Raw genomic sequence first — 13,355 nt, 5'->3', positions numbered from 1 at the left:
GTTATTACTTCAAATGTATCGTCCCTTCCCGAACTTGCAGGAGATGCAGGTATTACAATAAATCCAAACGATGTCGAATCTTTAAAAAATATTATAATAGACATATTATCTGACAATGAATTGAAAAAAAAGTTGATTAAACGCGGATTACAACAATCTTCGAAATTCACATGGGAAAATTGCGCATCACAAACATCTAAGATATATGATTTAGTAAGTGATAAACTTTAATTTACTATTCACATAAACAAAACTCAATACAAGCAGAACAAGTTCTGTGAATAAAGTTGCAATGGCAGCGCCATTGTGGCTAAAAATGGGAATTAAAATTAAATTCAATAAAATATTTACTATCATGCATATTCCCATTAGATACATATTTATTTTTTGCATATTCATCGCATATAACGATTGGCTAAATAAATATTCAAGGAATATCAAAAATAAGGCCCAACTCAGTATTTTCAAGGTATCTATTGAATAGAGGAACTCTACACCATATAAAAAGGATATTATAAAATCTGCATATAGTGTCATAAAACTAGAAATAAAAAAACCTAATATGAATAGGTACTTAAATGCTTTCAGAAATGCTGCTTTATGCTTTTCGCGATTGTTATGCATTTTTGAAAAAAAAGGAAATATGGCAGAAACAAAGGAAATAGGTACTAATGTGCCACCTTCAAGAATCTGATATGCAGCAGAATACCAGCCTACAACATTATCGCTTTGCATAAGTGAGAGCATGACTGTATCAATTCTAAAATAAATTGCCGAAAATGCTATTGCAAGGCTAAATGGTATGGCTTCTTTTATAATTTCACGGCAAAATTTAAGATCAATATCATAACTTGGTTTCACAAAACGCTTTAACACCAACAAAACTGTAACAAACAAGTTGAATACAGAGACAATAAAAAACACAGATATTACCGGAACTAAACCATATCCAAAATGCAACATTGAAGCAACTGCAATAAATAATATTATTCTTTCTGCAATGCGAGTAAATGTTTCATATTCCATCCGTTCAAAAGCCCTGAAAAAAGCCCTTAAAAATTGATTGAACGAATTAACAATTACATACGCACCAGCAAAATATACTGCTAGGATTGTGTCGGAAGGATAATCTAAAAGATTTATTGAAATCAGTATAAATATTGCGGTTATAATTGATAGTAAAAACTTTATCAGGGAAATATTTCCAAGATACTTGCCCGCATATTCTCGATTTCGTGCCACCTCACGAATAGTAAGCGTAGATAAACCAAAATCAGCGAATATAGCAAAAAGTGACGTGAATGCAAATGCAAATGAATATTTACCAAATGTAACATCACCAAGATTGCGCGCAATTAAAATTATTAATAGAAATGAAAGGCCCTTACTTACCATCTCGGCCATCATCAAGGATGCCGTATTTTTTGCGATGCGGCGAGTAGTATCACTCATTCCCAAGATTCCTTACAGCCGAAAAAATTATTTTTCCCCCAATCGCTCAACGTCCGCCTCAACCATCATCTTCACAAGCTCCTCAAACCGCACCTTAGGCTCCCATCCGAGAACCTTCTTAGCCTTCGATGCATCTCCGAGCAATAACTGTATCTCTGCCGGTCGAACAAACTTAGGATCAATAACCACATACTTTTCCCAGCACCACATAGCATCAACATAATCGCCTGCAAAAACCCCAATCGCGTTTTGCACGCCGGGGGGATTCATGGTTGAACAGAATACCGTTACTCACATGCATATCATAACTTTCCCGGTAATTCACACACGCCCAGTATGCATACACCTTCACATCTCCGGCAGATACGTGATTTCCAATATTTTCTATAAGGTACTCCTGAGCAGTTTCATACATTTCTCTTGACTTCATTGTTTCACCTTTTGAATTTTGATTACCAAGCATTTTAAAGCTGACCATGCCTGTATAAACCTATCAATACTACATTTTGCATTTTGACCATCTGGAATATCGGGATCATGATAAGTGATATTGTTGTTATCTAATCCCGTGATTAATATAAAATGACCGAAACCTTGTATTCCTCCGTAGAGTATGCCGGCATCAAGCAATACAATGATTTGATTGCCATTTTCTAGTGTATATTTCGTTCTGCATCTTCACGAATAGTACCTGTAGCAACACAACCTGTCAAATCCGGGGAATATGCTGAATAATTATTATTTGCTTTTTCAATCACAATAAGGAAACGATACATCTTATTCTGCCTCTTTCAATTTTGCTTTTTTTAGGATACTGTTTTAAGTACCCGAGGCTAAATCATCGTTTGGATGACCAGCGATTGTTATTCTTCCCGGTTTTGAATGATGCTTGTATTGCTGATGACTGCCCATACCTCCAATATTAAAATAACATCAAAATTATATTTCAGGCAGAACCCCCCTACAAACATCCACCCAAGCATCCATCTTCACTCCATCCCCAAATCCCACCAGAATAATCGAAAAGCGCTTCCCAGCCCCCTTAACAGAAGAGGGGGTGGAGCAGTTCGTGAGGGGGCACCGGGGAGAGTGAAGGGGAGAAGGGGCGGCAGGAAAGCCGACGAAACCTTTTTTTAATCGAACCCTGGGGATGACTCGTATATTATCCCATCGCACTCGGCTCATCCCCACCGTGCCAGCTTAACCTCGGCCGCATCTGGACCACATGGGAAGCTTCAGACGTGTCATCTACTATAAATGCCACTCCTTTTCCCTTACCCATCTTGCGTATAGAATCAGCGATACCGCGCTGCATATATGTAGGGCGGATACTTTCCAATGCACTGATATCATCCTGGGATGTCAGCCGGTGGCATATCATGATATCACTCTGGCTTAGCACGTCCGGATGTAGGGCAGATGGTCGCTGGGTTGCCAGTATCAGTGACAGTCCGGGCTGCCTGCCCTGCCTGAGCCATTCATTGACCAGTACATACCCTGCCGGATTGCTGCCGGTTTGGGGTAAGAATAGATGGGCCTCATCTACGAACATCCAGACCATAGGAACTGTGGTGTCACTGCTGCCCGTCATCTTGTTGATCTCATACTGGCGGCGGGCATGTATACGCTCCTGATAAATTCTTTTGGCAATTATTTCCACAATTACAGACTGAATTACTTCATCTGATAAGCTGCTCAAGTCTATCACCGAAGTTCCTCCGGGATGAATGATCTCGTGGATATCCAGTCCTTCCTTTTCAAACAGTCCCCAACCCTGGGCAGCTCCAAGATAATTACGTGCTGCCAGTTTGGTATCATGATCAGCATAAAGGTCTGAATCGATACAATCTAACATCTCATCAAGAGAGAAACCATCACCCTCTTCATTTAGGTCCTGGATAATTCTGGTGATCAGCACTCCCAAAGGATGTACTGAACTGACCCTGAACAAGGTGCACCAGTCAGACCCAGACAGGTAATTGGCAGCAATGGTGAGACCTTTGACTTCTATTCCCATATCTGCATATTTATCCTGGCTGCCTTTTGGAACAAAGGTCTGTATATTCAGTGCCTGGGGTTTTAGACCCCATTTTGAAAGGCTTGTCTCTTCTTTTGTATTGGCGTTGGATAATGTCCAGAAGATACCCATACTGTCCACGATGACAGATGCAATATTATCAGAAACTGGCGGCTCCTGCAGTGCCAGCTCCTCGATCATTGTCCCCATGGTATATGATTTGCCATACCCCCGCTTCCCGCAAATAAGGACAACATGGGGTCCCAGGCAGTCGATGTAAACATCAGATCCGGTAGACCCATCTATGGCAAGGTACCGCCCTACTTTGAGTAAACCTGAATTTAAACCTTCATTTCTCCGACCCAGAACATATTGCCTTGCAGTAACTCCATGGCTTTGCAGGTCAAAACTCTCCAACCCTTTCATACCGGTAATTAGACATAATGAGTCATACTTAAATATTTTGTAATGATTCAGTAACCATCTCAGAATTTCTTACACCAGACTTCTGATTTTAACAACAACAAAAGAAATCCAGAGGCTGTATTCATTATGAATAGTAACGATCCGAGATCGGAACATGGAAAAAGAGATGAAACGCACATGGAACAGGTTGTGTGGTGGGATGGAAAAATCCGGCTGTTGAGGGGAATTAATAAAGATGAATGATAACGATAGTTCTACATTCTTAGAAAAAATCTATTATTCATATTAAACTGTACCTGAGTTCCTTTCAAATCTCTTTTTAACTGCACTATTCTTACCCCGTTCCCATTCATACCTGGTCTTTGTATCCTCGAATATGGACAGCAGGTCATCTAACCGTACGCATACCTGGGGACGAAGTTCATGCTCTTCCCTGGATGCGATCTCATGTACCTCCCGGCTAGCAATGTCCTTTCCATCCATATCGATCCTGCGGCTGGTATCGGGTCGTGACCTGTTTGTAGTTTTTGCTGCCTCAATGGCTTCCTTCCACTGTTCTGACCAGGGCAGTTCGTTAATATTGGTATGCCTGATGCCGGAACGGTTCACATCTATTGCATATACGTGGCAGGCCTTCTCGCACGCCCCGCAATTAATGCAAAACTCCTTCACCACATCTATCTTTTTATCTGCAGGGATATACCATGCATGGGAGGGGCACACGTTAAAGCACCCGTGGCATCCTACCGGATCGCATTCGGTCAGTTTTGTCTCAATTAATTCAATGTCACCTTCAAAGGGTTTCTCAATATCCACTGCTTCATATGGACAGACTGCCTTGCACCACCCGCACCTTGTGCACTTATCATCATCAATGGTAACGGTACCACTGATCTCGGGGACCGGAGCCTCCAGTTTCCCTTTCACCCTGATGGCATCTTCCGGACAGAAATCCTCGCATATCCTGCAATAATCGCATTTCGCAAGGTCGACCAGCAGGTCCTGGAAGGGTACCGGATTATCAGGGGTTGGTTGCCTCTCAACAAGGACGAATGCCGGACACAGATCAGCACACAGGCCGCAGAAGTTGCATTTATCCATATCCACTTCGATCTCCCCTTCCTGCCCTTCCTTGAAGGGTGCCACATCTTCTTTTTTCGGGAACGTAAGCTCCAGCTTAATAGCTTCTTCAGGACATGCTTTTTCGCATAACAGACAGGGAAGGCACTTCTCATTGATGACAACTTTTGAATCCAACCTTGGAAAATCATCAAGTTCAAGGATATCCTCGCCGTCAATATTCATCCTGACAGCTCTAACAGGGCAGAAGCTGGCACACATCCCGCAGAAAGTACATTTAGTCTGGTCAAATATTACAGGAGGTGCATCCATACCTGTAGCTATCTCGAATAGCGGACCAGCTTCAATTGCCTGGGAAGGGCAGATATCGACACATATCCCGCAGCCGTTACACCTCTTATAATCATAGTCAAGTGTTTTTTTAGAATTACCAGCGGTCTGGGTATAAACTATATGGGAATCCTGAACATCCATGTCAACTGTGACGTCAAGACCGCTGTCTGCAGGATATGTTTTAGCATCTTCAGACATTTGTCAGGCCTTTTATATTGGAAAAAATATATAAATTTAGTGTAAGTTATTTTAATCATAAAAAAGAAAATGGGCGGCTGTCTACCACCCGCGGGTCTGCAGGATCTCCTCCTCCGGGATGCTGCCAAAGCTAATACCTTTCATAGAGTCTCCAAGACCTTTTGAAATCTCTGCCAGTATTTCAGGTTTATCGAAATTGTTGACAGCTTCCACAATAGCAGAAGCCATCAGGGGCGGGTTCTCTGACTTGAAGATACCGCTGCCTACGAACACGCCGTCTACTTTCAGTTTCATCATTAATGCCGCGTCAGCAGGTGTGGCTATCCCGCCTGCTGCGAAATTGACTACTGGAAGGCGCTGTCGCTCGGCAGTCTCCAACACCAGTTCTGAAGGTGCTTCGATCTCACGGGCTACTCTTTCGATCTCCATTCTATCAAGACCTTTCAGCTTCCCGATCTGCTCATTGATTTGCCGCATATGACGTACGGCCTCTGCCACATCACCGGTGCCTGCTTCGCCTTTCGTGCGTATCATAGCTGCGCCTTCATGTATCCTGCGCAATGCTTCGCCCAGGTCCCTGGCTCCGCAAACAAAGGGAATCGTGAAATTTCTCTTGTCAATATGATATTTAACGTCAGCAGGAGTGAGCACTTCTGATTCGTCCACCATATCTACTCCCAGAGCTTCAAGTATTTCTGCTTCAACAAAATGGCCTATCCGTGCCTTAGCCATAACAGGAATCGTAACTGCATCAATGATGTCAGCAATAATCTGCGGGTCAGCCATCCGGGCCACTCCACCTGCTTTTCTAATGTCGGAGGGAACCATATGTAAAGCCATGACTGCTACAGCACCCGCATCTTCAGCAATATGTGCTTCTTCAGGGTTTGTCACGTCCATAATAACGCCCCCTTTTTGCATTTGGGCAAACCCACGTTTTAATAATTCAGTGCCATGTCGTAATTTTTCAAGTTCCATTTACATCAACCTGCAATCTAAATAGTATTCATATCTATTATCTTTATGTTTTGTTTTTTATTGTTAAAAGTTGAATTTAGCATATATATATTATGATAAATCTTGCTTTTCACTATTAAAAATAATATATTGGAATTCCAAGTAGTTGTTGAAAATAAATGTCAAGTTTTATCATGTTCTGTGTAAGATGTTTCGTAATTCCTAGATTATTCGAAATTTTTATATCAGTGTAGATTGTTATAAATAGCACTCATGGATCGGCTAGATTTTGCTATTCTGAAATTTCTTTCAGTAAATGGACGTATGCACAGTACAGATCTTTCAAAAGAACTGGATGTTGCTACTTCTACTATACATAAAAGGATAAAAAGCCTTGAAGCTGACGGGATAATTGAAAAATTCACAATAATAGCCGATCCCACAAAAGTTAATCTCAATATTACAACATTTATTGGGATTAACATTGATTCAAGTCAAAGAGTAAATATTATTAATAAACTAAAAAATATCGAAGATGTCCTGGAAATATACGAACTGCTGGAACCTTATGATCTGTTGATCAAGGTACGGACTTTTGATATTAATTCACTGAAAAATAACGTGCTGTGTAACCTTAATGAAATGGAAGGCGTACTAGGGTCCAGCAGCTTGATTACTACAAAAAGACACAAAGAAGAAATTTGTAATATTTTGATTGATGGGAGAAAATAACATTATCCGTATTCTGCATTAAAATCATAGATGAGTGGGGAAAAACAAATGCTCAGCAGGAAAACAGAGAGAAGAGACCGGTTTGCCAGAAACTAGAAACTGGTCGGAATGTCCTCCAAATCCAAGTGGGAAGGCAGTCTTCTAAATGATCGAATATTGTCTAAAGCAATGTCGAGGCTGATGAGCAGATTTCAAACCCAGACCCTTCCAATTGTCGAAGATGTTTGCTATGAATTGGGTAAAGAAGATGCAATTCAATTGGTTAAAAGTATTAATATTGAAGATGACGATGCAAAGTCCTGTCTTCAACCCATGGAAATGGTGTGTCTGTTAAATGGAATAGACACAGAGTTCATATCAGAAAATAGGAATTCAGCATCCCTTATAATAAAGGAATGTCCATTAAGTGATATTCTTGTCAGCATTGTCCCAAGTACAAATGTGTGTAAAAACTATTTTAGAGGAATGGCACAAGCAATTAATCAAAACGCCAGGTTTATGCAAAAAGAGAAAAAATGCCATGATGATGACTATTGTGAGTTCATTATCACTATCTCTGTCTAATCCTGTTAGAAACCTATATCTTATCCTGATCAGCACCACTACGTACTATTACAGCGCCACCTCTTGAAAAGTCCATCATTTCAGCTTCGCACAGAACAGCCTGTCCAGTTGCCAGTAGATTATCAGCTTCGTCCACTACCAGCACTTCATCCATTGCTCTAATTCCAGGGTCCGCTTTTATTACATGCCTGGCAAATGCGGTTTTACCTTGAAGTACAAATGGGACTGAATCAGAATTTACTGTCACCCTTGATCCTGGTGGTTTGAGAAAACTGTGGATACGCTGGGCACCTTCCATACTTAATGTTAAAAGCCCATCCTTTGCACGGATCGTGGCGATCCTTTTTCTTTTAAAAGTAATTTGCCGAATCCTTTTTGTCCTGGATAACATAAACTCAGAACCTTCGGGAAACAGGATTTCACCTGTACCTCGTCCGAACTGGAAATCTGCAATGATCCGGACCCTTTTCAATTGATTGGAGATGGACATGAGTATAGTAATTCGAATTAATTATGAACTGCTTTTATAGATAGCAATAACGTCACTGAGTATTGCACTGGCAGTTTCCAGTGAACCGGCGCCCCTGCCTGTTACACTGATAGGGCCGGCCATATCTGTTTTAAGAAGAGCTACGTTCAATGTCCCTCCAACTACCAATGGATGGGATTTTGGCACCAGCCTGGGCGCTACGCACAATATTGCATCATCACCATCCCGCACTTCACCGATTAGTTTGATCACCATCCCTTCAGCACCTGCCAGCATCAGGGCCTCAGCCGTGATCTTTGTAATGCCTGTAATCTCTACATCATCATAAGTTACATCCATACCAAATATGGAATTTGCCAGGATGACCAGCTTGCATGCCGTATCGATCCCCTCAACATCGTAGGTTGGATCGGTTTCTGCAATACCCAGTTCCTGTGCTTCCCCCAATACATGTTTATAGGGCAAACCCTCCTCAAACATCCTGCTTAGTATGTAATTGCATGTACCGTTCAATATACCTTCTATACCGATGATCCTGTTTCCTGCCAGTGCATCTTTTGCCAGGTTCAGGATGGGCATAGCCCCGCCCACGGTTGCTTCAAACCTGAACTGTACCCTGTTCTTTTTTGCCTCATGGCACAGCTCCCCGTATTTTAGGGCAAGGGGCCCCTTATTCGAGGTGACCACATGCAGTCCCTTTTTAAAAGCTTCAAGAATATATGAGAGTCCTGGTTCACCATCATCAATATTTGTCGGGGTTACATCGATCATCAGTTCGTGTTCAACATTTTTGATAACTTCAATAGATGATATTTTAGAGGTGGCAACTGACCCGGTTTCAACTTTTCGCTGCAGAGCAGCTTCCAGATCAATTCCTTTTGGATTAATACACGAACCATGGCTATCAGAGATTGCCACAACCTTAAGATCGATCCCTGATTTCTTTAGTTCATCAAGTTTATTTATTAATGCCCGTGCGACTCCCTGACCCACAGCTCCAAATCCTATTATTGAAAGCCTCATAGGTTTCATTTATACACCTGTGGATAATCCTTTTCTATGGGTTCAATTACCAACAGGTTTTTTTCCCTGGCAACTCGTTTTAATATACCAAGTGCTTCCCGGAGTTCTTGCAGGCCGACCGCATTTATGACCAGCGAAGCTGAAGAAGGCTCATCGATACCGGGCATTGAGATTGATAAGTTTACCACTTCTGCAAAGCCTGTCCTGTCGATCTGGTCAATAGTGTCACCCAGATCACTGTGGAGAATATGGCCAATAAGTATTACCGTTATCTCTTCGTAAAGATGTTTTTTATCAATACTGGCAATTCGGACCCCGACTTCTTCCAGTTTATCAATGATATCATTAAGCTTGCTATTAGTTAATTGGAATACGACCTGTACAGGTATATTTCCCCTTGGTGTACGTTCATCGTGATGGTGTATCACGCTCATTATATTAGCCCCGAACTTCGAAAGAGGGATCAGTGCCTGTACCAGCTGTCCAGGTATGTCTTTTAGCTCAAGGTCCATTGAAACGATCATAAGAATATGTTCCTGAATTGATTATGATAATTTAAGTCGGGTAAATCTCATTCATTTACTCCTTATTTGGTAATAAGGGTTTTGTGTATCTGATTTTTTTATCATTGATGACTTTTCATGTCATTGAAGAAGTTCATTAAAGAGAATTTTACATTATCAGGTTCAACATCAATTATTTCATCCCTGTCCCGGGGGGGAAAAGCATTAAATACAGAATATTTTTTCAAGCGTATGGTTGAAATGGATGTATATCGCCCATCCAGTAAAATACGGGCCCCATAATCAGAGGGTGATCGAATTACTCGTCCCATCGCCTGCCTCACTTTCCTGATTGTAGGTATTTGAATTGCATAATCCCACCCTTTTCCTGGAAATTCATGATCATATGCTGCTTCAATGGCCCGCATTCGATCATTTAAGGCCGGGTACCCGACCCCGACAATTACTACTGCCCTGCCCCGTCCATCCTTATAATCCACTCCTTCGGTCAATGTACCCCAAAGATAGGAAAAAATGATAGCTTTGTTACCGGTTTCCCCGACTTTGAAGAAATCATCCCTTACTTGCCTGGAAGATATTCCTATCTCGTCCAAATAAACTGGTTCTTTTGATGTGATGCGGTCTTTATACATTTTAGCTTCGTGGTAGCTTTGAAAAAATACCAGCACATTACCGTCAGTATGCTGGATAATATCATTCAGTATCTTTGTCACCTGTTGTATAGTGCCGGGATCGTCTCTTTTTTTAGCAAAAAGAGGCTGTGAATTAATGGCTATGGTTAATCTATTATCTTCAGGAAATGTAATGCCATAAGCGATCTCTATTGTGGGTCGGGTTATGCCTAATTTTGCTTTCATAACCGGATAAGGCTGAAGTGTTGCCGACATGAGGACTGATACATAAAAGGAAGAAAAAATTGGTGCAGTAACATTTTTAGGTATGCACGAAACGAGCTCGATCCTGCCTTCCAGTTCATTATCCTTTCGTCTTACATTTAACATAGGATAATATACCAGATCAGAAGCATGTTCTAAATAAAACATGAAAAACTCTGCGCTGCGGAGCAACTGAGAGTTCTTTTTCCTGCTGGAGTGACCCTGTCTATATTGTTCTTTATAAAAAGCATCCAGATACCGACCCAATGCTGCAGCTTCTTCCAGGAGTTCATAAAGGTCCGTTATTCCCGCCTCTTCTATTTGTTCCAGCAAACGTTGCAGGAAATAATCATCCCTGCGTTTGGGGTCGCATATTGTCACATCCTTCCATGTGTTGGGTATTCGTTCCCTTTCCCCAAATTCCAGTCTTGATTCATAGATATCCTTCAAATGTTGATAAATAAGCTTGAATAGATTCTCCAGATCTTTGACTCGGTATGAATCTTTTTTACTGATTGCCTCATTAGCTGTCACTTCTTCAAATGCCCGCTGAAGACTGTATTCTGGCAAATTCAATGAAGAATGACTCCGGGCCGCAGATTCAAGATTATGGGCCTCATCAAAGATCATTATTACATCATCTACACTCCTGTCCATCCAGCCGAGTAAATTTGCCAGGATCTTAAAATTCAGGATATGATGGAAATTGCAGATGACCAGATCAGCATTGACCATCTGGCGCTTCATGAGTTCATATCCGCACATATCCCTTTCATAAGCCCATTCGTTTACTTCCTCTGTAGTGCGTACATCTTCAAAATACCAGGCAGAAAAATCATCCATGTCAGATTTCACCACACCATACAAGTAGCTGCAGTACCTATCACGCAGTTCCCGGATATGTTTTTCAAGTTTATCTAATTCAGGTTTCAGGGATTTGCCAGAATTTTCATCAAATTTTGATTCCTTATTCAGTTGCTCTCTTAAGTCAGCAGATTCTTTTTCTTTATTGATGAGCTCATATGTATTTTCTTTCAGGACACTGCATGTTTCAGATTCCTCTTCCCTGGGACACATGTGTTTCTTGCCTTTCAGAACTGCTACTTTGATATCCTGCTTTTGTTTTATTTCCCTTGATTCTTCAATAAACTGCTGCATCTGCTGGTGAACATTTGTTGCAATTATTACTACTTTACCAAGTTTTTGTGCAACATCAATGGCTGGGACCAGTGTACTGAGGGTCTTACCGGTTCCACAGGCACCTTCGAATAGCACTATTTTCTGATCCAGAAGGGCTTTATGAATGGATTCCATTGCTTCTTTCTGGTTCGGATAACATGTGGGTTTTGGGAAAAATCTCATATAATCTGAAGACATTATAACAAGATTCCCGCTACAACTTAAATATGGTTTGGAATTTAATCGTAACATCATACGGTGACAAAAAATTACGATAGCATACTGGTATAGTTCGCATACACTTCGAGCTGCAGTTGCCGATATCAGGGAACTCTGCACAGCACCTCTCGATGCCGCACTTCTTTTTACTTCACCCAAGAGCAGACCCGGGCGGCGGGATTTTTACCCTTTATGAGACATACTTTCTTTTCTCCAATGTCCAGGTTGTTTTCATTCTCTTTTACGCTTCAAGGCAGGCCAGTCAACGACCTAGTTTTAGAAAAACGAGGCATCTAATGGATGCTCATTTTCATTAGACTATTCTTCCTCTATTATTGGTAGTTTTCGCACACGAATTTCAAAATCTTCAATAATTACAATAGAACCCTTCATTAAATCTTCATTGATACGATGAAGATTAGATGATAATAGTGAATTAACATGCTCTGGAGATGGATCTTGTAACCGAAAAATTACAACCGAAGGTTTATTGGATTGAGTATATGCCAAAATATTTCCAAAATCTAAATCTGCACTTAATATGACCATATCTTTTTCGGAGGCATAATCAAATATTTCTTTATCTTTTGATTTTGCCATACCCAATTCATTGACTCTAATTGCTTCATATCCTAAATCTTTAAGAAAAATGGTTGTTTTTGGGGACAAGGGCATGTCCAAAAGAAATTTCATGCAGTCACCGGAAGTGTCTTTTCAGACGTAGCCCAAGAAGCAAAACTAAGCACTTGTCTAATATCTTCTTCTTCTAACTCTGGATAATCTTCCAATATCTGTGGGATTGTCTTGCCACTTGCAAGCAATCTTAACACTAAAGGTACTGGTATTCTTAAGCCTCTAATGCAAGGTTGGCCAGACATTACTTCAGGGTCAATTGTGATTCTATTAAGGCTCATATTATGATATTTTATGTTTTTCTAGAATATATACGGCATTGGTTCAATTTTCGAGTTCTTTTTATTTTAACAGTAAAGTGCGCCTAAATTCAAGGATCAGAAAAATTGTATCAGTAGATACTTACTTTTTCGAGCATAAATCTTCAATTTCGGTAGAGTAAAGAAGAGGCCTTACGGCCTCCTCCTCATCATCAAACCGCCCGTACAGATTTCCCGTAGGCGGCTTTCGTTTGGCATTGTCCCTTAGCAGGAGACGATTTCATCAATTGATGATATCATCGGTCATCGGTCTTCAGCAATTATTCCATCATCTTCATATACTATCCAGATGGCGTTTTTCCCTACTTTATTTCAGGAGCTACCTTTCTGGCA

General features: G+C 40.9%; 15 protein-coding genes and 1 pseudogene. 3 read left to right on the top strand and 13 right to left on the bottom strand.

Annotated features, from left to right (window positions below; genetic code table 11):
• A partial coding sequence (locus IBX40_06110; GenBank protein MBE0523888.1) for a glycosyltransferase family 1 protein occupies positions 1–231 on the top strand: 231 nt, incomplete at its 5' end.
• On the opposite strand, the gene IBX40_06105 is transcribed toward IBX40_06110, so the two are convergent.
• The 7 genes and pseudogenes from IBX40_06105 to pdxS all read right to left on the bottom strand — a co-directional run bounded on the left by IBX40_06105 (position 211) and on the right by pdxS (position 6,484).
• Positions 211–1,452: a flippase gene (locus IBX40_06105; GenBank protein ID MBE0523887.1), complete on the bottom strand. Its 1,242-nt coding sequence runs from the start codon at positions 1,450–1,452 to the stop codon at positions 211–213. The two genes, IBX40_06110 and IBX40_06105, sit on opposite strands and share 21 nt — an antisense overlap.
• Positions 1,453–1,479: 27 nt before the next feature.
• Positions 1,480–1,801, bottom strand: a pseudogene (locus tag IBX40_06100) (GDP-mannose 4,6-dehydratase).
• Positions 1,802–1,878: 77 nt separating this feature from the next.
• A complete protein-coding gene (locus IBX40_06095; GenBank protein MBE0523886.1) occupies positions 1,879–2,082 on the bottom strand; it encodes a hypothetical protein in 204 nt (67 codons plus the stop codon).
• Between the two features lie 189 nt (positions 2,083–2,271).
• Positions 2,272–2,364 (bottom strand): type II toxin-antitoxin system HicA family toxin, encoded by a 93-nt coding sequence (locus IBX40_06090; protein ID MBE0523885.1) that lies wholly within the window; start codon positions 2,362–2,364, stop codon positions 2,272–2,274.
• Positions 2,365–2,614: 250 nt separating this feature from the next.
• Complete coding sequence (locus tag IBX40_06085; protein MBE0523884.1) at positions 2,615–3,895, bottom strand: ATP-binding protein; 1,281 nt, start codon at positions 3,893–3,895, stop codon at positions 2,615–2,617.
• Positions 3,896–4,180: 285 nt separating this feature from the next.
• A complete protein-coding gene (locus IBX40_06080; protein ID MBE0523883.1) occupies positions 4,181–5,506 on the bottom strand; it encodes a 4Fe-4S binding protein in 1,326 nt (441 codons plus the stop codon).
• Between the two features lie 81 nt (positions 5,507–5,587).
• Positions 5,588–6,484 (bottom strand): pyridoxal 5'-phosphate synthase lyase subunit PdxS, encoded by an 897-nt coding sequence (gene pdxS / locus IBX40_06075; GenBank protein ID MBE0523882.1) that lies wholly within the window; start codon positions 6,482–6,484, stop codon positions 5,588–5,590.
• 252 nt (positions 6,485–6,736) lie between these two features.
• Between pdxS and IBX40_06070 the strand changes: the two genes are divergently transcribed.
• Both IBX40_06070 and IBX40_06065 read left to right on the top strand, forming a co-directional pair.
• The gene (locus tag IBX40_06070) at positions 6,737–7,195 is read left to right on the top strand and encodes an Lrp/AsnC family transcriptional regulator (protein ID MBE0523881.1); all 459 of its coding nucleotides are present in this window, start codon (positions 6,737–6,739) and stop codon (positions 7,193–7,195) included.
• Positions 7,196–7,375: 180 nt separating this feature from the next.
• Positions 7,376–7,759, top strand: a complete 384-nt coding sequence (locus IBX40_06065) for a hypothetical protein (GenBank protein ID MBE0523880.1) — start codon at positions 7,376–7,378, stop codon at positions 7,757–7,759.
• A 13-nt stretch (positions 7,760–7,772) separates the two neighbouring features.
• On the opposite strand, the gene IBX40_06060 is transcribed toward IBX40_06065, so the two are convergent.
• The 6 genes from IBX40_06060 to IBX40_06035 all read right to left on the bottom strand — a co-directional run bounded on the left by IBX40_06060 (position 7,773) and on the right by IBX40_06035 (position 12,983).
• Positions 7,773–8,249: a pseudouridine synthase gene (locus IBX40_06060; GenBank protein MBE0523879.1), complete on the bottom strand. Its 477-nt coding sequence runs from the start codon at positions 8,247–8,249 to the stop codon at positions 7,773–7,775.
• A 21-nt stretch (positions 8,250–8,270) separates the two neighbouring features.
• Positions 8,271–9,281 carry a homoserine dehydrogenase gene (locus IBX40_06055; GenBank protein MBE0523878.1) on the bottom strand — a complete coding sequence of 337 codons (1,011 nt, stop codon included), beginning with the start codon at positions 9,279–9,281 and terminating at the stop codon, positions 8,271–8,273.
• Positions 9,278–9,796, bottom strand: a complete 519-nt coding sequence (locus tag IBX40_06050) for an amino acid-binding protein (GenBank protein MBE0523877.1) — start codon at positions 9,794–9,796, stop codon at positions 9,278–9,280. The genes IBX40_06055 and IBX40_06050 overlap by 4 nt, the downstream gene beginning before the upstream one ends.
• A gap of 101 nt (positions 9,797–9,897) precedes the next feature.
• Positions 9,898–12,048: an ATP-dependent DNA helicase gene (locus tag IBX40_06045; protein MBE0523876.1), complete on the bottom strand. Its 2,151-nt coding sequence runs from the start codon at positions 12,046–12,048 to the stop codon at positions 9,898–9,900.
• A 339-nt stretch (positions 12,049–12,387) separates the two neighbouring features.
• Entirely contained in the window at positions 12,388–12,762 is a 375-nt protein-coding gene (locus IBX40_06040; GenBank protein ID MBE0523875.1) for a DUF5615 family PIN-like protein, read from the bottom strand.
• Positions 12,759–12,983: a DUF433 domain-containing protein gene (locus tag IBX40_06035; GenBank protein MBE0523874.1), complete on the bottom strand. Its 225-nt coding sequence runs from the start codon at positions 12,981–12,983 to the stop codon at positions 12,759–12,761. Before IBX40_06035 ends, IBX40_06040 begins: the two co-directional genes overlap by 4 nt.
• Between the last annotated feature and the right edge of the window lie 372 nt (positions 12,984–13,355).

The organism is Methanosarcinales archaeon (assembly GCA_014859725.1).
GTDB lineage: Archaea > Halobacteriota > Methanosarcinia > Methanosarcinales > Methanocomedenaceae > Kmv04.
The sequence above is the reverse complement of the archived record's forward strand: the minus strand, read 5'-3'. Positions and strand labels throughout refer to the sequence as shown.